At 52.0% G+C, this 24764-nt stretch carries 22 protein-coding genes and 1 pseudogene; 4 read left to right on the forward strand and 19 right to left on the reverse strand.

The genetic code is table 11. The features are described from left to right. Window positions 1-15 precede the first annotated feature (15 nt). The 15 genes from hflX to K7P76_RS04260 form a co-directional block, all read right to left on the reverse strand. The gene (gene hflX, locus K7P76_RS04190; RefSeq protein ID WP_232183545.1) at window positions 16-1305 is read right to left on the reverse strand and encodes a GTPase HflX; all 1290 of its coding nucleotides are present in this window, start codon (window positions 1303-1305) and stop codon (window positions 16-18) included. Between the two features lie 26 nt (window positions 1306-1331). Then, complete coding sequence (locus K7P76_RS04195; protein ID WP_232183546.1) at window positions 1332-2312, reverse strand: AAA family ATPase; 981 nt, start codon at window positions 2310-2312, stop codon at window positions 1332-1334. A gap of 74 nt (window positions 2313-2386) precedes the next feature. After that, window positions 2387-3052, reverse strand: a complete 666-nt coding sequence (locus K7P76_RS04200) for a YdcF family protein (protein WP_232183547.1) — start codon at window positions 3050-3052, stop codon at window positions 2387-2389. Further along, window positions 3052-3612 carry a ribonuclease FAU-1 family protein gene (locus K7P76_RS04205; RefSeq protein WP_232183548.1) on the reverse strand — a complete coding sequence of 187 codons (561 nt, stop codon included), beginning with the start codon at window positions 3610-3612 and terminating at the stop codon, window positions 3052-3054. The genes K7P76_RS04200 and K7P76_RS04205 overlap by 1 nt, the downstream gene beginning before the upstream one ends. A 189-nt stretch (window positions 3613-3801) precedes the next feature. Next, window positions 3802-6291 carry a transglycosylase domain-containing protein gene (locus K7P76_RS04210; protein ID WP_232183549.1) on the reverse strand — a complete coding sequence of 830 codons (2490 nt, stop codon included), beginning with the start codon at window positions 6289-6291 and terminating at the stop codon, window positions 3802-3804. Window positions 6292-6502: 211 nt separating this feature from the next. Continuing rightward, entirely contained in the window at window positions 6503-6745 is a 243-nt protein-coding gene (gene hfq, locus K7P76_RS04215) for an RNA chaperone Hfq (protein WP_232183550.1), read from the reverse strand. 32 nt (window positions 6746-6777) lie between these two features. Further along, a complete protein-coding gene (gene miaA / locus K7P76_RS04220; RefSeq protein WP_232183551.1) occupies window positions 6778-7764 on the reverse strand; it encodes a tRNA (adenosine(37)-N6)-dimethylallyltransferase MiaA in 987 nt (328 codons plus the stop codon). Next, entirely contained in the window at window positions 7757-8533 is a 777-nt protein-coding gene (locus K7P76_RS04225; RefSeq protein WP_232183552.1) for a class I SAM-dependent methyltransferase, read from the reverse strand. Before K7P76_RS04225 ends, miaA begins: the two co-directional genes overlap by 8 nt. Beyond that, on the reverse strand, window positions 8530-10497 hold the full coding sequence (gene mutL, locus K7P76_RS04230) for a DNA mismatch repair endonuclease MutL (RefSeq protein WP_232183553.1): 1968 nt from the start codon (window positions 10495-10497) through the stop codon (window positions 8530-8532). Before mutL ends, K7P76_RS04225 begins: the two co-directional genes overlap by 4 nt. 46 nt (window positions 10498-10543) lie before the next feature. Beyond that, the gene (locus tag K7P76_RS04235; RefSeq protein WP_232183554.1) at window positions 10544-11968 is read right to left on the reverse strand and encodes a S41 family peptidase; all 1425 of its coding nucleotides are present in this window, start codon (window positions 11966-11968) and stop codon (window positions 10544-10546) included. Further along, window positions 11965-14625, reverse strand: coding sequence for a DNA mismatch repair protein MutS (gene mutS, locus K7P76_RS04240; RefSeq protein WP_232183555.1), 2661 nt, complete (start codon window positions 14623-14625; stop codon window positions 11965-11967). The genes K7P76_RS04235 and mutS overlap by 4 nt, the downstream gene beginning before the upstream one ends. Window positions 14626-14763: 138 nt before the next feature. Further along, window positions 14764-16221 (reverse strand): putative amidoligase domain-containing protein, encoded by a 1458-nt coding sequence (locus K7P76_RS04245; protein ID WP_232183556.1) that lies wholly within the window; start codon window positions 16219-16221, stop codon window positions 14764-14766. A 189-nt stretch (window positions 16222-16410) separates the two neighbouring features. Continuing rightward, window positions 16411-16974: an outer spore coat protein CotE gene (locus K7P76_RS04250; protein WP_232183557.1), complete on the reverse strand. Its 564-nt coding sequence runs from the start codon at window positions 16972-16974 to the stop codon at window positions 16411-16413. A gap of 98 nt (window positions 16975-17072) precedes the next feature. Continuing rightward, on the reverse strand, window positions 17073-18044 hold the full coding sequence (locus K7P76_RS04255; RefSeq protein ID WP_232183558.1) for an aromatic acid exporter family protein: 972 nt from the start codon (window positions 18042-18044) through the stop codon (window positions 17073-17075). Between the two features lie 78 nt (window positions 18045-18122). Further along, on the reverse strand, window positions 18123-19652 hold the full coding sequence (locus K7P76_RS04260; RefSeq protein ID WP_232183559.1) for a carboxypeptidase M32: 1530 nt from the start codon (window positions 19650-19652) through the stop codon (window positions 18123-18125). A 128-nt stretch (window positions 19653-19780) separates the two neighbouring features. Between K7P76_RS04260 and K7P76_RS04265 the strand changes: the two genes are divergently transcribed. Together K7P76_RS04265 and K7P76_RS04270 are read left to right on the forward strand one after the other, a co-directional pair. Then, the gene (locus K7P76_RS04265) at window positions 19781-20122 is read left to right on the forward strand and encodes an iron-sulfur cluster biosynthesis family protein (RefSeq protein WP_232183560.1); all 342 of its coding nucleotides are present in this window, start codon (window positions 19781-19783) and stop codon (window positions 20120-20122) included. Between the two features lie 20 nt (window positions 20123-20142). Continuing rightward, window positions 20143-20721 carry a beta-class carbonic anhydrase gene (locus K7P76_RS04270; RefSeq protein WP_232183561.1) on the forward strand — a complete coding sequence of 193 codons (579 nt, stop codon included), beginning with the start codon at window positions 20143-20145 and terminating at the stop codon, window positions 20719-20721. Here K7P76_RS04270 and K7P76_RS04275 read toward each other — a convergent pair. Next, entirely contained in the window at window positions 20684-21241 is a 558-nt protein-coding gene (locus K7P76_RS04275) for a DUF309 domain-containing protein (protein WP_232183562.1), read from the reverse strand. The two genes, K7P76_RS04270 and K7P76_RS04275, sit on opposite strands and share 38 nt — an antisense overlap. A gap of 168 nt (window positions 21242-21409) precedes the next feature. Here K7P76_RS04275 and K7P76_RS04280 point away from each other — a divergent pair, with 168 nt between their 5' ends. Next, entirely contained in the window at window positions 21410-21844 is a 435-nt protein-coding gene (locus K7P76_RS04280; RefSeq protein WP_232183563.1) for a hypothetical protein, read from the forward strand. Window positions 21845-21850: 6 nt separating this feature from the next. Next, window positions 21851-22129 (forward strand): DUF2653 family protein, encoded by a 279-nt coding sequence (locus K7P76_RS04285; RefSeq protein ID WP_232183564.1) that lies wholly within the window; start codon window positions 21851-21853, stop codon window positions 22127-22129. A gap of 44 nt (window positions 22130-22173) precedes the next feature. On the opposite strand, the gene K7P76_RS04290 is transcribed toward K7P76_RS04285, so the two are convergent. The 3 genes and pseudogenes from K7P76_RS04290 to K7P76_RS04305 all read right to left on the reverse strand — a co-directional run bounded on the left by K7P76_RS04290 (window position 22174) and on the right by K7P76_RS04305 (window position 24760). Next, entirely contained in the window at window positions 22174-22704 is a 531-nt protein-coding gene (locus tag K7P76_RS04290; RefSeq protein ID WP_232183565.1) for a GNAT family N-acetyltransferase, read from the reverse strand. Next, window positions 22701-23903, reverse strand: a pseudogene (locus K7P76_RS33610) (Gfo/Idh/MocA family protein). Before K7P76_RS33610 ends, K7P76_RS04290 begins: the two are co-directional and overlap by 4 nt. Further along, complete coding sequence (locus K7P76_RS04305; protein ID WP_232183568.1) at window positions 23900-24760, reverse strand: metallophosphoesterase family protein; 861 nt, start codon at window positions 24758-24760, stop codon at window positions 23900-23902. The pseudogene K7P76_RS33610 and the gene K7P76_RS04305 overlap by 4 nt, the downstream one beginning before the upstream one ends. Window positions 24761-24764: the final 4 nt, after the last annotated feature.

Consider the following 24764-nt stretch of genomic DNA (forward strand, 5'->3'; position numbering starts at 1 on the left):
CATTGCGATAAAAATTTACTCCGTCACGCGGAAATCTTCCAATGAGCGCCCATTTTTGGCCATATCGGCTGCATTCAGTCTGACGGTCAGAAGGAGCCAGTCATCCTCAGTCTCCTGCTCGGTCACTTCGCCGACGCGATAAGCTAATGCTGCCAAATCGCCACGGGATGCCGGAATGCGAAACTGCGCGACATCGCCGAGTATTCTGTCTTCGATAGCTTCGCGCAAACGTTCCATGTCTCGTTCGACGAATGAATTCACTCTGATCGTATCCGATCCGCCGGATAGCATAGATAAGGCTGACGCTGAGCTTAGATCGATTTTATTGTATACGATTAACGTTGGCTTGCCGCCTGCTCCAAGCTCTTGAAGCACCTCTTCAACGACTTTCTGCTGTCTCTCCCGCATCGGCGACGAGGTGTCGACGACATGCAGCAACAGATCCGCTTCGCCCGCTTCCTCTAACGTAGCTCGGAACGCGGCAACCAAATCATGCGGAAGGTTCTGGATGAAGCCTACCGTATCCGTCAAAATAATTTCCTTGCCGCTTGGCAAAATCAAATTACGCGACGTCGGATCCAATGTAGCGAACAGCTTGTCCTCCGCCAGCACGTCCGCCGCGGTTAGTTGCCGGAGCAGCGTAGACTTGCCGGCGTTCGTATAACCGACAAGCGCAACCTGCACGGCGCCGGCTTTACGCCGGCGTTCGCGATGCAGATTGCGGTGAGCCGTAACCGTGTCCAATTGACGCTTGAGCTCCGAGATCCGGTCGCGAATGTGGCGACGATCCGTCTCCAGCTTCGTTTCGCCTGGACCTCGCGTCCCGATGCCGCCGCCGAGACGCGACAAATTTTTCCCATGACCGGACAACCTCGGCAGCAAATAAGATAGCTGGGCCAATTCCACCTGCAGTATGCCTTCGCGGGTTTTGGCGCGGCCGGCGAAAATATCCAAAATAAGCTGCGTCCTATCGATGATTTTCATATCCAACGTTTCTTCGAGATTGCGTACTTGCGCGCCGGAGAGCTCCTGATCGAAAATCGCGGTCGTCGCGCCGGTTTCCTCGGCTAATGCGCGAATTTCCTGCGCTTTCCCTTTACCGACGAAATACTTCTTATCCGGGACGTCTAGATTTTGCATCAGCGAATCGATCACTTCAACGCCGGCCGTATCCGCCAACGACGCGAGTTCATCCAATGAATGCTCCGGGTCTGCGCCCGATCGTTTGACTTTATCGGTCACAAGGCTGACCAGCAACGCTTTCTCCCGTTCTCCGGCCCCTGTTTCGTATGTGCTCTGTCTCAATCGACACTACCTTTCTCTACTTCCGCTTATAGGCTGCGTATGTCTTCCGGACGAAGCGCCATCAGCTCCTGCCGTCCCGGAGAACTAGTCGGATGCTGGGAAAGCAAACGAACCGCTTGATAACGAATAGCTCTCTCCAATACATTACGTACATATCTTGCGTTGCTGAAATCGTAAATCGATTCCGCTTTCTCCTGGGCAAGCAACTGCCGCAGCTTAAACAAAGTTTGCGGAAGCAACGTATAATCCCGTTCCTTCGTCATCCCTTCGGCGATTTGAACGAGTTGATCGACCGTATAGTCGGGAAATTCCATCTGGATCGGGAAACGCGAAGGAAGCCCCGGGTTGGTCAGCAGGAAAGTTTCGATTTCAAGCGTATACCCGGCTAATATGAGCACGAATTGGTTTTTGTAATCTTCCATCGCCTTCACTAAGGTGTCGATCGCTTCTTTCCCGAAATCCTTTTCCCCGCCGCGCGCCAAGCTGTAAGCTTCGTCTACGAACAATACGCCGCCAAGCGATTTCTTGACCAGTTCCCTCGTCTTCTGCGCCGTATGGCCGATATATTCACCGACGAGATCCGCTCGCTCGACCTCTACCAGATGCCCCTTGGCAAGCAATCCCATCCCTTGGAACAGCTTTGCAAGCAGCCGGGCCACCGTCGTTTTCCCCGTACCGGGATTCCCTTTAAAAATCATATGATATACATGGGCCTGCGCCTGCAAGCTGGCTTCGCTGCGATACTGCATAATTTGGAGCAGGGCGTAAATTTCGTATACGAGCTCTTTCACATTGTCTAATCCGACCATCCGGTCCAGTTCCTTCTGCCATTCGATCCAAGGTCCGCTTTGGGGCAATACCCGCGCGCCCCCTACCGGTTCGGTCGTATTCGCGGCACCTGCTGCGGAATAATCCGCATTGCGGAGAACAACATTAATTTGCCGGGACGGCCTCTTCTGCGCTGCCGAAGCTTCCCTAACGTCCGATGTGCTCGCTTTAGCGTTCATCGCGCTTCACCCCATATGGCTTGTGTCGACGAATTTGCCGCAATACCAATGTATTCCGTTCGTCCGATCCCTAGTCATAGGAACAGTTTCGTAACCAACCATTTCGTATAAGCCAATACTTCACGGGTTTCATGATAGGACATCTTAAGTACTTTGGAGTCCGTCACGCTAACTTGAACGGGGCTGTATCCCAGCCTTCTCGCTATATCAGCCGATCTTGAACCATGATAATTATGCGTGATGATCACGGCGGTCTTCCAACCGTTTCGATCCATGATATCCTTGGCAAAAGACAAGTTTTCGTAAGTGCTCCGAGAGAGCCGGTCCATCACGACAGCCTCATCGGGAACTCCTAGTTCAAGCAAATAATTGCGCATCCCTTCCGCTTCGGTTAACGTCGCGCCGTTGTTGTCCAAGCCGCCGGTCACGATGAAGTGACTGAACGCTCCGGCGCGGTACAGTTCCAAACCGCGGTCAAGCCGCTCGCGCAAGCCCGGGCTTGGTTTATTGTCCCACAGCGTAGCGCCCAGCACGATTCCGACGTCGGAATTTTTAAGATTCCCCGACTTAGGGACTCCATTGAAATGCGTAATGAGGTAATAAAGCGACGCGCACCAAACCAAGACCGCCAACAAACCGATGCCTGCAAGCCAAGTGAATACCCTAAGCCACTTCGAACGCCTAGTCCGCACATATGTAGGCGGAGAGGAAGGAATCCTCCCTTTGGTAATGCCGCTCATTAAACGGTTCCTTTCTCCCAACCCAGCTTATCGAGCAACAAGCGCCTATGATTCAAACTCAGGTCAAAGTACGGGAATTTATTTTGGTTGATCAGATCCATGAGACGTCCGGCCGTTTTCTGCGCCATTGCGGAATCGCGCGGGGTGATCTGGCCTTCGTCCAACGCTTCTTCCAGCTCATCCTCGTCTAGCAGCAGTTTCTCGCCCGTCGGCAGCACGACGATGTCCAAGAACAGATCGTCGAACCACGGCACCTGTTGATCCGTCAGCCCTTGGATTTTGCAAATATCGATGTACCACTGAACGACTTGGCCTTTATCATCGAACATCGTCGTCACTACGAAATGCTCTCCTCTTGGAAAATGCTGCATCCAAAGGTACCCGCGATCCGCTAAACACATCCGCCGTCCATTGTATTCCTTCCATAGCGGATCCCGAAGCTCATGAATGCGATATAGGGTCACGAACCCCCTGAAATGCGGCTCATCCATCGGGATGCATGCGTAGCTCTTTTTCAATATGCGCCGCCAATTGGCGCGATCCGAAAATTTACGTTTCATGCCGACTTTCCTTTCCGTCCGTCCAACGTTAGAGTAGAAAACACGTTGCCTGCAAGGCAACTCCATATATTCAAAGCTTACCACAAGTTGCCTTCCCGAACCAGTTGGCACCTTCCCTAACAACGACAAAAAAGCAGCTGATCCTTTATTCCGGATCAGCTGCTTTTATCGCCCGTTCACCTCAAAACCTTAAGGCGAAGGGGAATTGCTCGGTGTTGGACTATCGGTAGGCGACGGGCTCGGAGACGGGCTTGTCGACGGATCCGGGCTTGTCGACGGGTCCGGCGATGGCGATTCGCCCGGAATGATAATATCTATCGGCGGTTCCGATGATTGTTCAGGCGGCGGACTTTCCCCGCCTTCTTCGGTTCCGGGAGACGGTGTCGCCTCCAAGCCGGTCGATACCGTGACCACGATTTGCTCCGACGGCTCGCTTTCCAATTTATTCTTCGCTTGGAACGCCGTTACGTAATAACTAAACGTCTGATCCGGCAATATCGCAAGATCGTCGTAAGCAGGGTCCGCCGTTTCCGCAAGCAACTTGAATTCGGCTTCTCCTTCACCTTTGCGGTACACTTTGTAGGTGATGCCTTCGCCTTCGACCGGCGCCCAGCTCAGTTCGATCGATACGAGTTCAGGCGAGTACACGCCGGTAAATCCGCTGACCCCCTTAAGCTTCTGCACATCCTGAACTCCCTCAGGTTTAGGGAAGTTCTTGCGATCCACCCCTTCGAGAGCTTTTGACATAACCGCTGAGAACATCGCGGCAGCCTGGCCGCTGCTTTTCTTCAAGTAGTGGTCTCTGTCGGTTTTGTCATAGCCGAACCATATCGCGGCTGTCCACTCAGGAGTGTAGCCGACGAACCATACATCGCGGTTTCCGCTTGTTTTGAAGCCCGGGATGCCGGCTTGCGTCGTTCCGGTTTTCCCCGCGATCGGACGGCTGCCGAATTTGGCTCTAACGCCGGTTCCCCCTTGCTGAACGACCCCTTGAAGAATGTCCGTTACGTAATAGGCCGTAAACGGGTTCATTACCTGTTTGGCTTTTGGCGAGTCATATTCATACACCGTATCGCCATTGCTATTCTTGATCGATAAAATGCTATGCGGGTCTTCAAGCTTTCCGCCATTGGCGAACGCACCGTATGCTCTAACCATTTGCAACGGGGTAACTCCATTCGTCAGGCCGCCAAGAGCAACGGACAGGTTGCGGTCGTCTTTGCCGAGCTTGATCCCCAGCTTTTCCGCGAAGGAGAGCCCTTTGCTTATGCCGATCTGATTGAGCAACCATACGGCCGATACGTTTCGCGACTCCTTAATCGCTTGCCTCATCGGAATGGCGCCCAAATATTGATTTTTATTGGAATTCGACGGGCAGTACTTGCCGTTATCGAAGCACTGTTTAACGTCCTGCACGGTCGTCCACGGGAAGAAGTCCCCCGTCTCGATAGCCGGACCGTAATCGATTATGGGCTTGAAGGAAGAACCGGGCTGGCGCTGCTGCGTCACGCGGTTCAATCCTTGCTTCTCGTAATCGCGTCCGCCGACCATTGCGATAAGAGATCCGTCATGCTGATCCATGATAACCATGGAGCCCTGCACTTGCCTTTCGTCTTTGCTTTTCTCGAACCTGTCGTCCTTGGCGAATTCAGCTTCCATTACGGATTGGGCTTTAGTATTGATCGTAGTTTTAATCGTATAGCCTGCGCTAAGCAACTCTTCCTCGCTTAGGCCGGTTTTTTCTTTCGCTTCGTCCACGACATAATCAACATACGTCAAATATTTGCCTTTCTGCCCAGATGATGCTACCGGTTTATACACCGCTGCAGCCGCCTTATCCTTCTCTTCCTGAGTAATGAGTCCTTGATCGAGCATAAGGCTAAGCACGACGCCCCGGCGCTCCATCGATTTCTCGGGATTAGCAATTGGGTTATACACCCCCGGTGCCTTCGGAATACCAGCCAACGTGGCGATCTGCCACAACTCTAATTTGTGAAGATCGGACACTCCGAAATAAAATTTAGCCGCCGTCTTCACGCCATATTGCCCTTTGCCGAAGTAAATCCGGTTCAAGTACAGCTCGAGAATCTCTTGCTTGCTTTTCTTCTGCTCCAAAGCCAGGGCAATGGATGCTTCCGTCCCTTTGCGGAAAACGGTTTTGTCCGCGTTCAAGAACAGGTTCTTCGCCAGTTGCTGCGTAATGGTGCTTGCGCCTTCCACGGCGCTTCTGGCGATAACATCTTTCACTAGCGCCCGTCCGATCCCGAGCAGGTCAACACCGTTATGCTCATAGAACCGCTTGTCTTCGGTGGCTATGAAAGCATCCTGTACCAGCTTCGGAATCTCGCCGAAAGGAACGAACTCCCGATTTCCTTCCGCTACGTACAGCTTAGCGACTTGATTGTCGTTCCGGTCCACGATAACGGATGCTTGATCCAAATTCAATTTATTGATATTCGCGCTCAGTATTCGTTCCCCATTTAGAATAACTAGCAAGTATCCCACGACCGCGCATACGATTGCGAACAACGCTACGAAAAATAACCAGATGAGTGCGGCTTTTTTTCTCCCTTTGCGGGGACCTTTGCCTTTGCCGTTCCCATTTCCCTTAGCTTTACTGGCCTGCTTAACCCGCCCGCCTGTCATACCTGCATTGCCTTGAACTTCAGGTTGGTTCATCTTGTTCTCCCCTTCTATCTAATACTCTCTCTAGTTTATAATTTACCCAAGTCCCGCGGCTTCACCCTGTTGCAGCCGGATATCCCATAAAGAAAGAACAACCCGGTGAAGGGTTGCTCAAGTTCCGGCCTATTCTGTTAGACGTTTGTTGCGATGGAAAAGTTTCGCGTTTCAATCCACGCCCCCACACGGGGAACGACACGACGCCGAATCAGTTGTCAGTTCCGTTGTCTTGCTGCATGAGGGACACATTGCGCTGTGGCATGAACGTGCTTATCGCATGTTTGTATACCATTTGCTGACGGCCCTCGCTGTCGATTACGATGGTGAAGTTGTCAAAGGCGCGAACGACGCCGCGGATTTGAAACCCGTTGGTCAAATAAACAGTGACCGGAATGCTGTCTTTGCGAAGTTGATTGAGAAATGTATCCTGGATGTTAATGGACTTGTTCATTGGCCGTAAACCCCCATCGCCACAAAAAATATTTATGAACAAATATATTCAAGATCAAGCGGAAACTTTCCTGCTATTATAGCACATATCTTCGCGAAAAGTTCGCTGTTTTTTGTTTCGCCTCCGATATCGACCCATTCCAAGGCTTTCATATGGCGAAACCACGACAATTGTCTTTTGGCAAAATGCCTCGTATCCCGCTTGAGAACTTCAACCGCGGAGTCATAATCTGTCTCCCCTGCCAAATATGCGGCGATCTCCTTATACCCGAGCCCTCGCATGGAAACCGCGTCCCGCGGAACGCCTTGTTTAAGCAGAGAACTCACCTCTTCTACCAAGCCATTAGCAAGCATATGATCCACGCGCTCTTCGATTCGGCGATACAAATCCGCGCGATCCATCGTCAACCCGATGATGCAAAGCCGATAAGGAGATGTTTTGTCGTCTCCGCGGGATTGTTCCTGCAAGGAGGATAACGGCTTACCCGTCAGGTGGTACACTTCGAGCGCACGGATAACTCTCCCTTCATCGTTGTAATGGATTTTCGCAGCTGCTACGGGGTCGATGGCGAACAATCGGTCGTGCAAAGCCTGCGGCCCCTGTTCAAGCGCATACGCCCTCATTTCCGCCCGGAACGGTTCGCTGGCGCCTATGTCCTGGAATTGAAACCCGTAGCAGACGGATTCCACATATAATCCTGTACCCCCTACGATGAAGGGTAAACGGCCCCGATTATGGATTTCTTGAATTTTTTGTGTACAAACGCTTTGGAACTCCGAAACGGAAAAAGGGTGCTCCGGCTCGCAAATGTCGATAAGATGATGGGGAACGCCTTCCCTGTCTTCCTGCATCAGCTTCGCTGTCCCTATGTCCATGCGACGATACACCTGCATGGAATCCCCGCTGATGATTTCCGCGTTTAGCGATTTGGCGATTTGCAGGCTGAGCGCGGTTTTGCCTACAGCGGTAGGCCCCACCAATACGAGCAGCGGTGGACGGTTATCCGTCTCGTCAGTCAATGTCTATCACCCCGTAAGCGACCGCTGAAGCTGACACCCGGACAAGGCGAAAGCCAAGCCGCTCGAATTGTCCGCTGTCGCGATGATCTTTAAGCACAACCTTCTTGCGCGCGATTCGAATCGCGTCTTTCACGGCCTCCGCGGACAGCGGTTCTCTTATTGCTTGAGACCTTAGCGGAACAATGGAACTGGACGTCGTTACCGGCTTCTCGAACATCGGATCGAAATAGACGACATCGGCGCTCTTATCTTCCATGCGTTGCAGGATTGACCGATGTTCGCCATGGACGGTCCGAATCGCGCGCATCGCTTCATCGATATCGGCCAAGCCCGTCTCATACGTTTGCAGCCCTTCCCTCACGATCGCGTGAAGAACCCTTGATGCTTCGATGGCGATGACCTTCCCCTGCGTGCCTGCCGCATAACTGAACACGAGCGCATCGGAGCATAGTCCCGCCGTGCAATCCAGCACCGTGTCTCCCTCCGCAACGCCAGATACCGTTAATAACGTATCGTTCCCGCCGGTTCTTAGTCTCTTCAGCCGAACAAGCGCCATACTCGGATGAAAATAAAACGGATGCTGCCCCTCCTGCAAAAGCCGGACTTCTCGTGGGCTCACGACTACGATTTCATCTACGGCCCACATCGCATACAGGGCTCGGATCGTCTTGTTGGAGCGTGGAACATAGGACGCATGCAGCTCATCCGCCAGCCGTTTGGCTCGTTCGACGGTATCCGCTTCAGGGCGTTCCGATGTCGTGACGATCAAGACATCACCCGCTTAAACATTTTTTCGAGCTCGTACGTGCTGAAGCTGACGACGATCGGCCGGCCATGCGGACAAGTATAAGGCTGACGACAAGCGCCTAGCCGCTCTAACAGCTTATCTCCCGATTCTCTCGTCAATGCTTGATTGGCTTTAATGGAAGCTTTGCACGAACACATAATCGCCGCTTTCTCCCTCAGTACGTGCAGATCCACGCTCCGTTCTTGAATGACCCATTCCGCCATCTCCCGAACGACGGCCGCCTCGTCTCCGCCCGGAAACCAATGAGGGACGGCACGTATAATAAAGGTATTTCCACCGAAGTCCTCCATGTATACGCCCGCGCTCTGAAATGCCGCTAAACGCCCTCGAAGGACCGAGCTTTCATCCGGAGCAAACTCTAGAGTTACGGGGAGGAGCAACTCCTGGCTCGCCTCGTCCGGTCGACCAAATTTGTCGTAGTAATACTCGTAATGGATTCGTTCGTGCGCCGCATGCTGATCGATTAAATACAAGCCGTTCGCGTTCTGGGCGACTATGTACGTGCCGTGAAGTTGGCCGATCCAACTGAGCTCCGGAAAATCGGGTACTAGCGGCTTTACTTCCGGTGCGGCAAAAGCGGATTTCCAAATGTCCTCCGGAATCCGATCGGGAGCAATTTCAGGAGCAGGACGCGCAAATCCCCTATCGGTTGAAAATGCGCTTTTTTCGCTCGAGTAGAATGTTTTATCAGGTGTACGTTCATTCCTATCGTTCGAATAACTTGTTGGTGACGTGCCCCAATCGTTGGAGCGTGCTGGCAGATCTGCTTTTGATTCATAGCCCGCTACAGCTTCCCTAACTTGAGCCTCGTCCAATTGAACGGTAGCAGCAGACTCTGCTTGAGCAGGAAGAGAGGCGGGAACCTGAAACCGGATTTGATCCTGAACCCAAGCATTCGGCTTCGCCGTGCGAACGGCCGCTCCTGACGGAATGTAAGCTTGGCTGCTCAACGCTTTCTTGATCGCATCCTCGACAAATGTCCTCAGCTCGTTCTCCTTGCTGAACCGCACCTCCAACTTAGCCGGATGTACGTTCACGTCCACCAGCGTCGGATGCATCTTCAGGTCCAGCACCGATAGTGGATAACGGTGCAGCGGCAACAGCGTATGGTAGGCCTGCATGAGCGGTTGTACGATCGCTTGGCTGCGAACGTATCTTCCGTTAACCAAGACGGTAACCGCGTTACGATTCGCCCGTGTTTCGATAGGAAGCGCCGTTAAGCCTACGATCGAGTAATCAGGGTTCTCTTCTTTTATATCCAGCATGGCTTTCGCCGAGGAGGTACCGTAAATGGCCGCAACCACCTGCCGTAAATCCCCGTTGCCGGGCGTACGGAGCAAATTATTCCCGTTATGGGCGAAAGTAAACGCGATGTCCGGCCTTGCGAGCGATTGGCGGTAAACAACATCGGATAGATGTCCCAGCTCCGTCTGTATCGTCTTCATATACTTGAGTCGGGCAGGCGTATTATAGAACAAATCCCTCACGACCATCTCGGTGCCTTTTGGGGCGTTCGTTTCCCTATTCGCAAGAATAGTGCCGCCTTCGATTTCGACGAATTGGCCTAGCCCGCTATCGTCCGTTGCACTCACGCATTTCACCTTGGCAACGGCGGCTATGCTGGGCAGAGCTTCTCCCCGAAACCCGAGCGTAGCAATCTGGAATAGATCCTTGCTTGTCGCAATCTTGCTGGTCGCATGGCGCTGGAAAGCCAGAAGCACGTCGTCGGCCTGAATACCCGTGCCATTGTCGGCGACGCGGAGCAGGTTGAGGCCGCCCTCTTCCGCGGCCACGTCGATACGGGTAGCACCTGCGTCCACCGCATTTTCTATTAACTCCTTCAGTACGGAAGCCGGTCGTTCGACCACCTCTCCGGCCGCGATCTGATTCGCCAAATGTTCATCGAGGGGGCGGATAATACCCATGCCGACTCACTCCTTCAGGACGACTGCGTCCCTAATCTATAAACTGTTATTTCGCCGCCGAAAGCTTTAACGTTTCTCCCGAACTCGAAAATGTCAAACCCGAATACCACTTGGCTAATAACCTTACGTCTATATTCGATTTACCTTCATTGATCTTCAGGTGATAGTCATTTGTCTTAATTGTATGTGTCTGAGTGCCTTTGACAAGTGAATAAGCATGATTTTTCGTATCGTAAGTCAGCTTCGCGCCAGCTATTGATGCGGCCAGCTTCAGATTGACGTACCATACCGTTTTGTCTTGCCAAGCCACGCCAGTCTGAGCGATCCGTACTCCGTTAACCGTAAGAACGCCTTTGCCGGAAGTTAACGTAACCCTTTGACCGCCCGCTAAACGATAAGCACCGATTAATTGTTCCGCCACGCCTTCTAATACGACGTCTGGCATTAAGCCGATTTTATTGACCTTATGGTCTAGAGGCGTGAAGTACTCTTGAATGGTTACCTTGAGCATTCCGCCGCTCTGTACGGGAATAATGGATTGCACGACGCCTTTGCCGAAAGTCTTGGTGCCAACCAGCTTTGCAACGCCGTAATCTTGCAATGCGCCCGCGAGCAATTCCGAAGCGCTAGCCGAATTGCCGTTCACGAGAATGACGACCGGATAAGATTTGGTATCGCCTTTAACCTCGAGCGGGTGATCGTTGCCATCGCGATCGCGCATATGGGCCAACACGCCGTCCTTGACGAACAAGCTGGCGATTTCTTGGGCCGTGTTCACGTAACCCCCGCCGTTATTGCGAAGATCGAGCACCAGGGAGGTGAGTCCGCTTTGCTCCAGCTCGGCCAATTGGCGTTTAACCTGACTGCCCGCATCGGAAGTGAAGCCGGACAAAGCCAAATAGCCGACGCCGTTTCCGAGCAAGCGAGTCGTCACAATGGGGATTTGCAACGATTTGCGCGGAATGTTGAATGTTAATGTTTTACCGCTGCGGAAAACGCTAAGGGCAACGATAGAGCCCGCTTCTCCGCGAATCGCGTTCTGAATGTCGGCAATGGACTTTCCCTTGAACGACTTGGCGTCCGCGGATACAAGAGCGTCCCCGGGCTGTACGCCTGCCGTTTCCGCCGGACTGCCGGGGATGACGTCCTCTACATAAACGGTTCCCTTCTCTTCGCTCATCACGATGCCGACGCCTACGAACGTTTGCTCAAGCGCCGAATTAAACGTTTTCCACTGTTCTTCGTCGAAATATTCCGTATAAGGGTCATGAAGCGACTCAACCATTTTATCGATTTCCGTAGCGCTAAGATCATCATCGTTAGGCTTACTTAGGTGATACTGTTCAAGGAGCTGGCGAACTTCCTTTATTTGTTCGGCGCTTTCCCCGAATACGGCAGGCGTCCAAATCGTGAATAGGGCAACCGATAACAGCAGCGCGAGCGATAGTCGTAGTTTCCTTAGAGTCTTCATAGATTGTCCCCGCTTTCCGTTAGTTGGTTCCTTGCGTCGTTTAACCACTCAAGCGCTTGCATCGGAGTCATCCTCATGACGTCAAGCTTGCGAAGCTTGTCTAACAGCTTATCGCTGGAAGTCGGCCTCGACGGTTTAGCAGGCTGGGCAGGTTCAGCGAACATCGATAATTGAATGACGTCGGTCGGCGCGGCTGTCGTTACAGACTGGCTGTAAGCTGCAGCCGTTTCCTTCACGGCAAAAAGATTGTTATTCCCGATCTGGAATGCGCCATTATCGTTAAGCAGCGTGTAAGCACGAGACACAATGGTTTCCGGCAATCCCGCTAACTGCGCGCAGTATATCCCGTAGCTGGAATCCGCCGCTCCCGGCACGAGCTTGCGCAGGAAAGTAACGCCGTCGGCGCCTTCCTTGACCGCCATGCACCCGTTCCGTAAGCCGGACAAAGAGCTTTCCAAGTGCGCCAATTCGTGAAAATGAGTCGATACGAGCGCTTTGCAGCCAATGTGGTCGTGTACGTATTCAATAACCGATTGGGCAATAGCCATTCCCTCATCGGTCGACGTTCCCCTGCCAAGCTCGTCGATAATGATCAAGCTTCTTGCCGTTGCCTGCTCCGTCATGACCTGGATGTCCTTCATCTCGACCATGAACGTGCTTTGCCCGCCGACTAGGTCATCAGCCGCTCCGATTCGGGTAAATATGCGGTCGACGAAAGGCAATACCGCGCGGCGAGCAGGAACGAAGCAGCCGATCTGAGCCATCATGCAGATCATGGCCACTTGCCGCATGTATGTGCTTTTCCCCGCCATATTCGGTCCCGTGATCAGCAATATCGAACCTTCCGACGCCGTTAAAGAAGTATCGTTGGAGATGAAGACGCCGTTCTCGTTAACCGACTCGACGACAGGGTGCCTGCCTTCTGCAATCGTCAGGTCATACCCGTCGCCATCGGTCCATTGAGGCCGGCAATATCTTCGTTCCGCGCTCGCTTCCGCGAAAGCTTGCAGGACATCCAAAGCGGCGACGCTTTCCGCTAAACGCTGCAGTCTGGCCATCTGCTCGGCAATTTCATTGCGCAAGGCGACAAAACGCTCATATTCCAAATCAAACATACGGTCTTCGGCTTCTAAGATAAGTGCTTCTTTTTCCTTGAGCTCGGGCGTAACGTATCTCTCCGCATTGGCTAACGTTTGCTTTCGTTCATAACGCCCTTCAGGCAAATTGGTCAGGTTGGCGCGGGTCACTTCCAGGTAGTAGCCAAACACTTTGTTGAAGCCGATCTTGAGCGATTTAATCCCTGTCGCTTCGCGTTCTTGCCGTTCTAATTCGGCGATCCATTGTTTTCCGTTCTGGCTCGCTTCACGAAGCTCGTCCAGCTTCGCATCGTATCCGGGGCGGATGATTCCTCCGTCCTTGAGAGATACGGGAGGCTCATCCGCTATCGCCCGCTCGATGGAATCGGCGATATCCATGCAAGCATCCATGCGGTCCGCAAGTATAGCCAATGGCGCCGAATCGAAACTTTGGCACAGCATTTGGATCGAAGGTATACGTTTGAGAGAATTTTTGAGCGCATTCAAGTCTCTGCCGTTCGCCGTACCATACGCGATTCTCCCCGCAAGACGCTCTAGATCGTAAACTTCGCCAAGCTCGTCGCGAAGCTCCTTGCGTTTAATCCAATCCTGGTTAAGCGCTTCTACCGCGTCCAATCTGCGCTCGGCCTCTTCTCGGTTAAGCAAAGGCTGGTCGATCCAACGCTTTAACAAGCGGGCTCCCATCGCTGTGCGCGTCCGATCTAGGAGGGATAATAAAGAACCTTTGCGCGAACGATCGCGAACGGTTTCCGTTAGCTCCAGATTGCGCCTAGTGAAAGCATCCAGAGACATATAGGATTCCGAGTCGTAAGCTTTAACGGAGCGCAGGTGGGCGAGCGATCGCTTCTGCGTCTCGTCCAAATAAGAGATTAGGCTCGCTACCGCTTTCTGCCGCACAATCTCGTGAACGCTCCAAGACTCGTCCGGAAATTGTTCAGCCAGCTTGGAGAGGTCCGCCGCTTCGCGAACGGTAGTCACTAGACTCCGAGTCGTAAGATTGATTTCGGCGATAATAGCGTTGATCGCTTTTTCATCCCCTACCGCTTCCGAAGGACGATACACGTTAAGAATATTCGTTATCGTATCCCGCGATTCGGCAAACGATGTCACGTAAAGCTCTCCGGTCGTCAAATCGCAGGCAGCGATTCCGAACCGACCGTTAAGCTGCGAGGCTCCCACGATAAAATTGTTGGATGCGTCTCCGAGCATTTTCGAATCCATGACCGTCCCCGGCGTGACGATACGCACGATTTCCCGCCTAACGACGCCTTTCGTGCTTGCCGGATCTTCCACTTGCTCGCAAACGGCCACTTTATATCCTTTGTCGATAAGTTTAGCTATGTATCCTTCCGCGGCATGGTGAGGAACCCCGCACATCGGAATCCGTTCCTCTTGGCCGGCCCCGCGACCCGTTAACGTAATCTCAAGCTCCCGCGAGGCGGTTATCGCATCCTCGAAAAACATTTCATAGAAATCGCCAAGGCGGAAAAACAACAGGGCGTCCGTCGCTTGCGCTTTAACCGATAAATATTGCTCCATCATGGGGGTATATCCAGCCATGTTTGCCTCCTGATATCGTAAGCGGTACATAATAAGTTCAATATCTCATTATAGCAAAATGAATGGAGCCCTGACAGGTTCCGACAAAAAGAAACGGAGTCTCGCTAGGAAAACCCGAACTGCCTACTATCACCACGCTTAAGGAATCGGTATGCGCCACTTTAATCGAATGTCGGCCGACTCATCCCAGCTTTGGCCTTTCGAAATCGACTCGAACAAGAAATCGATCGGCTCCCGATAGTTAATGTAACCCCTCGTTTGTTTGATAGCTTCGTAAATCGTATCCGCTGCCGAAAGAAGCAGTGTTCGATCGCCGATATAGAAAGCATCCCGATTTCGGTCATCATCCAACGGCCGATGGGAAGACAGCTCGCGCGAGTGCTCGGCTGCGACTTTCGCCAGCGCTAACGCTCCCAGAGCGAGGCGCGGGGATACGAGCCAGCTGGGCGGCGTCCGATATTCAAAGCCGCCGTGAGGCTGGCGGCGCACGTCCCCGAGCGAACCATACCGCGGACGTCTCATCGCGGCCATTGGCGGCTCTAGCAAACGAAGCGGGAGTCCTACGGCGCTGTCCAGCGCCCTAAGCCGCTCCCCCGTTAACGCTGCGCCGCTCAAGTGTACGTGACCGCCAAGCGGTAATCCGGGAACGGGCAACGCTCCGGCTCGCCACGATAGCTTTGCCCCGACTGTGCGCTTGGCAGCAACGCGAAGTAGCCGCCGCACATCCGCCGTTACTTGTGCGGGCTCGAATGACGGTCTCGGTCTGAGCTCGACTAGCGGCCAACGCTTCTCGCCGCGAATCCTTATCGAATCGCAGCCCGCATCGCCTTCCGGGGAGAAGTAGCGGGAAGCCGGAACGATACGCCCTTCCGGCGACAATAAAACAAACTCCGGATCTGCTCCAAGCGCGGCTTCTACGCCGTTTGCCGACTCTCTCGACCAATCCGCCGCGAACGATGATATCGAATCCGCAAGTTTGCGTTTCCCCTCCTGCCCGGCAATTTTCATAATCGGAGAGATTCCCGTTACCGTTAACTTCCCCTTATCGTTTAATAAGACATCCACTTGGCCGAAATCGAGGCCGAGCACGTACAATGCACGAACGGACAAGGTTGCCGCCGGCTTCCAGATCGCTTGATCTGCGGAATAAATAGTACGATCAGCGGCTATGCCGCCAATAGATTTAACCCCACTAAATATTTGTCCGCCTCCGGATTTTACTCGCCTTACTTCAACGGCATCCAATCCCCATACGGCTACCGTTATCGGCGTTGCGCTACCGCTTAGCTCGACTGCTCCGACACGCGCCGGCACGCCTTCCCTGCGAAGCCGCCTCTCCACTTCGGCCGTCGTCAAGTTGGACACTTCCGCCGCCCTATCGTTCAATAACCATGGAGACGCGCCAAACTTTGAACCTTGAAACTTTTTCGAAATTCTATCGACAGTTGGCGTCGGTGAATCCGCCAACATAACACAATCATTTGGCATCACATTCGACCAATCGCGTAGCACGGGAATTCCCGCCTGCTCGAACCCGGGAAACTGCCGCTTGCTGCCTTCAACGTACATCCACATCTTCCCTGAGTCACCGTTCATGTGCATTCCTCCTGCATAACAAGGGAAGGGCCGTCCCGCAGGCGGCGCGTAAACGCCGAAGCCGAATGACCCTTCCCTATGTTCGCCTCTGCTACAATCAGGCTTATCCCGCTGCTCCGACAGGGCATTCGCCCTCGACTTTTGTTCCGCTTCTGCATAGACTTAAGTACCGGCCGATGACCGAACCGATTACAAATCGTCTTCCAGTAAATCGGAATCAAGATCTTCAAAATCACCATCATCACCAAGGCCGAAGTCAACGTCTTTCCCATCGTCGCCGAATCCGTCGGGATCGACTACGACAACCACTTTTGTTTCAGCCACCATCTCCACGGCGAATTCCCGTTCGACGCGGATGATTACGGACGAACCATTGGCACTGATCGTTGCTTCCACGCAATTGGGTTCCTGCGTTGCATCCGCGGATACCTCTTCCGTGGAAGAGCGATGTTTCGGGTCTACGTACGATAAGGGAACGAGCTCAACATAGGAGACCGTCTCTTTCGCCACATCGGTTTGCGAGTTTTTGTTGTACGAATACCAGATGTTAATATCGTAAGACCCGATTACCTCAATGCCGTTGCCCGATTTCACCGATTCATACTGGTGATTGATAATCCACGCTCCCAATATACTGGTAGGGTGGTGCGGCGGCGTTACGGTGTGGGTAATCGTCGAGAACTTACGGCCTTTGCCGCAAACCGCCTTCGTGATGATTTCCCTGCGCTGCAGCCGTTTATCCGCAATAGCCATTTCGGTAGACCTCCTCCATACGATCAAGTCACTTAAAGTCTATGCAGGACATTCGTCTAGAGTGACAAAAATGTATTGTTGCATAGAGCCTTTACGTTTCATTGTATGATCGCGGGAGCAGAAATTGACTTCCGTTTTTTCTCGCGGCTTGCGATAGCCAAATATCGGCGTAATTCTCTTGATAGATGAAAGAGCGCGGAGCGAGTTTCGAACTCGTCCCTCGTTGCCGGCAAAGGCATCGAGCGGAAGCTCTTTTCCAATTCGGTCAGCATCCGTTCTGTTTCTCCCTCGTAATACTCGGATTTGACGTCTTCCGTCAGACGGTCGAACAGAACGGCAATAAGCTCGGCCTGCGGAACGTGCCTGGACACGAACGCAACGGATTCCATCATGAGCTGGATCGATTCCAACTGCTGCCTGCGCATTTGAAAATAAAGCTGCCACGGCTCGTCCTGAGGGATGAGCCGATTTTCGCGCGCGCGCTGCGACACCTCGATCCCTTCCTCGATAGCCGATTCCGTCCGCAGCACTTCCTCTCCATCCCACACCAGATCGGGATTTCGCAGATGCATGGCGAGATGCCGGAAAATTTCGGAGAATCCCTCTTCCGTTTTGTTGCGTAACGCAATCAATGCATTGCTTTCCTTAGGCATGTATATCAAGTTAAACACCGTCGCCCAACCAAGGCCGATGACGAGCAGCTCAAGCTCGGTAACAATGGCGTGCAAAGTAACTTCCCCGCGCGCGAATAAATGAAAGACGATGACCGAGCCTGTGATAATACCGTCCTTTAGCCCGGTACGGGCAAGCAAAGGATAAGCCAGTAAAATATAAACGGCAAGCACCCAAATATAGAAGCCGATGAATTCGAATAACGAAGAAGCCAGCAGCAATCCGAATATAGAAGCCATGAATCGCGCGAACACCGCATTGATTCCTCGCCAACGCGTCGTCTCCACGCCCAGGATAGCCAGTAAGCCGGCGGAAAGCGGGTTATCGACGCCGATGAGAAAAGCGGTGTAAATCGCCGTCAGCGCTGCAATTGCCGTTTTTATGACGCGAAAGCCCATGTAGAATCCCCCCGGCAGCAATCGCTCGCGGAAAAAAGGACGAAAAAGAGTTTCCCCTCCTTCGCCCCGCCCCACGAGCTATTCCAAACTATAGATGTCGCAATATTTGTTTTCCAAATAATCGCATAAATAGGACGACTGCAACGGTTGACCGCTAATGCGCTCGATAATTTCCGCCGGCTGCAGCAGCTTTCCGTATTGATACACCTGCTCCGTCAACCATTCCTTTAAGGGCAACAGCTGCCCAGCGGCCACCTGTTGGTCCAAATCCGGAAGCTTCCGACGGGCAATGTCCATCATTTGCGCTCCGTACATATTCCCAAGTGAATAAGAAGGGAAATACCCGAATGCCCCGCCGGACCAGTGAACGTCCTGCAAGACACCTTCCGCCTCGTTCGGGGGAGTGATGCCGAGCGCTTCCGTATACTTCTTATTCCATACCTCAGGCAAGTCCCGAGGCGACAAGTTTTCATTAAACAACATCTTCTCGATTTCGTAACGGATCATGATATGTAGGTTATACGTCAATTCATCCGCTTCGATCCGAATTAACGAAGGCTCAACGACGTTAATTCCCTTATAAAACTGTTCCGCAGTAACTCCATCCAGCTGTCCCGGGAAATGGGCTTGCAAGTCGGGCAAATACCGTTGCCAGAATCCAAGGCTGCGTCCGATCATATTTTCCCACAGACGCGACTGCGATTCATGAATGCCCATCGACGTCCCCGTGCACAGCGTCGTACCCGCAAGTTCCGGTTTGATGTTCTGTTCGTACAAGGCGTGACCGCCTTCGTGAATCGTTCCGAACAGCGCGCTCGTAATATCGTGGGGCAAGTAACGCGTCGTAATCCGCACGTCGCCCGGGCTTAAGCCCGTCGCGAATGGATGAACGCTTTCGTCCAGTCGACCGGCTTCGAAGTCGTAGCCCATATCATTAAGAATATGTTTGCTGAATTTCTTCTGGGCTTCCTTATCGAACGTACCTTCCAGGAAGGAAGTATCCGGCTTAAACGCCGAATTCGCGATTTGCTCGGCTAACGGGACTAACCGTGCTCTTAGCTCACCGAATAATCGATCCAACTCCACCGTCGTAAGACCCGGCTCATACATGTCGAGCAACGTATCGTAAGGGGTTGTTTTTACGCCCCATAGCTCGATAAACTGGCGGTTAAAGGCAATGATTTTCTCCAGATAAGGTACGAACCCCGCAAAATCATTGTTTTCCTTCGCTTCTTCCCAAGCGGACTCCGATTGGGAAGTAAGTACGACGTATTCCCGGTACATCTCCGGCGGTATTTTCCGATTCCGGTCATAGTCCTTGGACGTTTCCTCGACTAATCGGCGGTCTATCTCGTTAAGCAACGCCTTCTGATCCGGCTCATTCAATTTCGCTAGCAGCTCACCCATCTCTGTGGATGTCGACAGCTTAAACGTTTCGGCGGACAAAGCGCCTACCGCTTCGGAACGAAGCTCGATGCCTTTGCGGGGAGCGCCGGTTCTCATGTCCCAATAGACAAGGCCCAATATTTCCTCGTATTGTTTAATTTGACCCGTCAATTCCCTAAATCGCTTTAAGGGGGACGTTTGATCTTGCTCAAGGGTACTCATAGGGGGCACAACCTTTCCACGCTGGATATTGTCTCCTTGATCATACTCTCCGCAATATTTATAATCAACTTACTTGGTTTATTTACGGGCGCTTTTTCCCGGGGTTTAACGAGAGGAGAATCGACCAGATGATCATACAATGGACAGAGGAAGCCGTTAAGGAAGTACAAGCACGTTTCGGAGCGGATGCTAGAATGTGGAAGCTCGTTTCCGATTCGGAAGGCTGCGGTTGTTCCGTTGACGGAGTCGCAACGTTCTGGGCAATCAATGCCCCTGCGAACGGTGATTTGCAGGCGGGGAGCAATTCCTTCGAGGTATGGTACGAGCAACGTCATGAAGTTTTCTTCGACGACTTGATGCGAGTAAGTTATGATTCGGGCAATCGCGCCTTCAAATTGGCAAGCGACGGACAAATTTACAGCAACCGATTGAAATTAGAGGATAAGCGTGCGGAGAACGCCGCTGTGTAAGAAGATTGGAGGAGAAACCTGTGCGTAAAATCGATGAAATCATGGCCTATAACAAAGAGTTCGTTCAAAATAAAGGGTATGAAGAATACTTGACCAATAAATTTCCGGAGAAGCGGATGGTTATCGTAACCTGCATGGATACCCGACTGACGGAGCTTCTTCCCAAGGCGATGAATTTGAAAAACGGCGACGCCAAAATCATCAAAAACGCCGGAGCCATCATAACCGCTCCGTTCGGCAATATTATGAGAAGTATATTGATTGCCTTGTACGAGCTTAACACGAAAGAAGTGTTTATCGTCGGCCACCATGAATGCGGCATGACAGGGATCGATCCGAACAATGTCGTCTCGCACATGAAAGCAAGAGGAGTGGAGGATCACGTTATTCATACCCTGCGCCATTCGGGTATTAACTTGAATCGCTGGCTGACGGGTTTCGACAGCGTTCGGGAGAGCGTCGAGAACAGCGTCGACATCGTTCGCAATCACCCTCTGCTTCCGCCTCGCACTCCCGTTCACGGACTTATTATACATCCGGAGACAGGCGCGCTCGAAGTCGTCATTGACGGGGATCGTTACTTGGAATCTCACGGCTAAGCGCTTTGCGCTTAGCTGATTCCGCTCTGGCCAGCACGACCTCGCTCCGATCTCTCGTCCGGTGCCTGTGAATGACGCTATCCCCAGCCTCCATGCCACGAATTCCCCATGTGTAGCCCAATTCCCGGCAACGCTTCTGTGCGGCTTCAAGCAGTCCTGCGTCTTTGATCGGCAATTCTATATCCGAATAGGCGGCGTCTGGACTGTGCCATTCGCGGCTCGCTCGTTTGATCCTTTCAACCAATAGCGACCCGTCCAAGCCGAGCTTATCGAACAACTGCGCATCTGCTTCCTCCGCCGCTTTTCCCATAAGCTTAACCGCTCCCGTCCAATTGCCACGACGCGCATGGTACAAGCATACCGGGATTCGGATGAGTACCAGCCAACACGTCTTATAAGCGGAATACGGATGCTCTTTCCAATATTCCTCCATAATCTCATGGCATTCGAAATAATCGCGCGATCCATTATATTCCGCTAAATAATGTATATATTCCTCAGGATAGTCGAAGATTAGCATAAGCAACACTCCTTACCATGAACTTTCTAATATTCATTCAGCATACCTCAAAATAGATCAATGAGCATCCCCATTCGAAGTTTCGAGAAAAAATGAAACCGTAACCTCAGTCATACGTACTAAATAATCGTAAGCTATTACAACCCTTTCAGGAGGAATATAATCACCATGTGGAAAAAAGCATTGCTAGTGCTCAGCTTATTCGCTTTCACGATTGCCGTAACGGTACCGGTCGATAGCGCGGACGCAAGACCCCGTTCTTTCAGCGGCGGCAAAAAATCGTTCAGCAATACCCCATCCAAATCCCAAAGCGGTGTGAGCAACTCCACTACGAATAAATCTTCGACTTCGTCAACCGGGACATCGACAAACCGTGGATTGTTCGGCGGCGGCAGCTTCATGAAAGGCATGATGATCGGCGGCTTGGCCGGCATGCTGTTCGGAGGAATGTTCGGAGCCGGCGCATTCGGCAACATGATGGGTTTCCTTATTAACGCTATTGCTTTGGTCGTATTGTTTATGGTCATCAGAGGGATCTACGAAGCGATTAAACGCCGTCGCCAGCCCCAACAACAAGACCCTAATAACAATCGTCGCTGGTAATCGGCAATGCGGTTAAGTATGGATGAAATCGTCAACGCCGTTTGCCTTAACATGGCCGAGCGCCATGAGGTACCCGTAACTTCGGTTGAAGTAGAACTCCTATACGAAGAAGAACAAGGCTTCAGCGCCGAGGTTTGGATTCAAGGACGCAGTCGCTTTATTATTGAAGCTAACATTAAAGAAGCGATTATGCGCTACATGCTCACCGAGTACAACCAGCGAGTTTACCCTTCCCAGATTACGCTTGATGTCGAAGACGAAATGTGGGCGGATATATCGGAATAAAACAAAACCCCGTATCGGCAGAAACCGATACGGGGTTTTAAGTATTATCTCTGCGAAATCAGTTGAACAATTCGTTCCCACCTAGCTGGATGGCTCTCGTCTTTGTATACGGGCTGAAAACCCAACTTCAAATATATTCGGATAGCCGGAAGCCTGAAATCGTCCGTTTCCAGAAATGCAAGCTCGCAGCCCACTTCTCTCATCTTATGCAATGCCGCAATGGTAATGGCGAAGCCAAGTCCTTTGCCCGAATATTCGGGAAGTACGCCTACCATATGCAAATACCAACCCGAATCGTCCGCTTTATCCGTTTGCCAAGCCGTTGCCGTTGCTACAGGCTGCTCGCCTCTACATAGGAATAGAATTCGATCGGGGAATAATAGCGAGTAAGTTCCGATTTTCTGACCGAAGTCCACTTCCCTTGTGTAAGAAAGCCGTATAAGGTCTTCCCAGTTTCGTTCGTCTCCCGGCTCGAAATGCCGAATCCGGTATCCCGTCGGACAATGAAACGCAGGCAAATCGAATAACGTTTCCTTCTTCATGATCAATTTGGATAATGGCCCATCCACGTTCATCTCCATCCCTTCGACTTGAAATCAGGGATCGAGATCGTTTGCCCGCCTCTTTCGACCGACTCCATCGATAAGAAGAAAACAGAACTCCAAGTGACCGCGTCATAGACGTCCACCGCCGGAACACGATCCTCCTGGATAGCCGAAATGAATTCCTCCAGTACGAGAAAATCGCCTCCGCCGTGTTTGGTCTCGGCAGCGAATTTGCCCCACTGCTTCCACCTCGGATGATCGAATTCCGGCTGATAATTGCGCAGCGGTTCCCATAGTTCCGATCCGTCTTCTTCCAACTTCGGCGAACGGTTTTTGAACCAGATAAGATCGTCTTCCTGCGGGTGGCGTCCTGATACATAAGCGCCTTCCGTTCCTTGAAGCACGTAATGCGTCTTATTGTGCGGCCGAACGGACGTCCAATCGACCCGGAGGGAAATAAGCACTTCCTGTTCGGTTTGCAGCATCACGGTCGCGGAATCTCCTTGACGCCAGAATCCCGTCCGCGCCGCCGGATGATCTTTGCCGTAATGCTCGCCGAAATATTGCTGCAGAGATCTCGATTTGGAGACGAAGGCGGTAAGGCTCTTCAAAAGGTCTCCATCGGGCTTATTAAGATCGATCCATTGAGCGATGGGACCTATCGAGTGCGTAGGATAATTCATGCCGTTAAATTGTTGGTGAAGCTTGCCCCGTCAAGTCAGGGAGCCGTCCGGATAATGAATAAGATGCCGCAAATCGTGAATATATCCGCCTTCCAAATACGTAATTTCACCAAACAGCTTTTGTTCCGCCATATGTTTAACCGTCAGATTTGAACGCGAGAAACAATAATTTTCCGACATCATATATTTCATGCCTGATTGCTCTACCGTCTCGATGAGCTCCCATGCTTCCTCCAGCGATTGGATCGCGATGACTTCACTAAGAACATGTTTGCCCGCCTTTAGAGCATCGATGGACTGTCTGGCATGCAAATGCATCGGGCTTAAAATAAATACCGCATCGATAGACGAGTCCTTAAGCATCTCATGATAGTCCCGATAGGTGCGAATTTCCGGAAATTTGTCTTTCCATTGATTCAGCACCCACTCGTTCAAATCGCAGGTCGCGGTAAGATGAATTCGATCCGAGAGGGAAAATAAGGCATTCACGAAACTTGCCCCTCTATTCCCGCCCACGATGGCTAACTTCACAGGTTGACGCCTCACTTCTGGGCCACCCGCTTTCCGACGGTATGAGGACGGATGACGGTAAGCTGAATAGCATCCGCATCTCCTTCCGCATTCGGGAATGGTTCATAATCATATAGGCTTCCGGCAAAAACGGACGTCCAATTTGTTATCTCATCGTTTGCCAAGCTGACGGTTTCTACATTCACTTCGTTGTCATTGACGGTAACGATCCGCACCGCCGGAACATCCGGAATGGCCGCCGTTTGGATGAAATGCCAACGCTCTTTCCTAACAATCGAATGGATGTGGTTATGTCCGTTGAAGTAGAATCCGATACCCGGCCAATTTGCGAGTATCGGCCAAATATCCAATTCAGGGTCCATCGACATCATCTCCTCGGTTGACCTCGCCGTCGTTCCATGCAGCGGATGATGGCCGAATACGAGAAGCGGCTTGTCCGTCTCCCGATTCAGCTGCGATTTCAACCAAACGAGCTGTTCCTCGTCGATCGTTCCGCTCCAGTCCTCCCGGATTTCGCGCGCGGTATCCAGCAATAGGATAATGGCATCCGAATCCTCGATGATTCCGTAACGTTGCTGGCCCGTTAGCGCAATAATGTCCGTTTTCGGATGCGTATACGTATCGTGATTGCCAAGCACATGCAGGAAACGTCGGCGGGGACTGCTGCTTTCGACTTTATTGATTATATATTCGAATTCCGCAAACTCTCCCGCATGAGTCAAATCGCCGATCGAAATGTGATAGTCCGCATCGATGGCTAAAAATAAATCGATAAAACGTTCGAAAAAGGCATCCCGTGCTTCAGCGACCGTTTGATCGAGGTCCGTCAGTTGTTGCGGGTAGTGCAAATCCCCAATGATGGCAAGCTTCATGCTA

It is taken from the genome of Cohnella silvisoli, assembly GCF_021190915.1.
Classification (GTDB): domain Bacteria; phylum Bacillota; class Bacilli; order Paenibacillales; family Paenibacillaceae; genus Cohnella; species Cohnella silvisoli.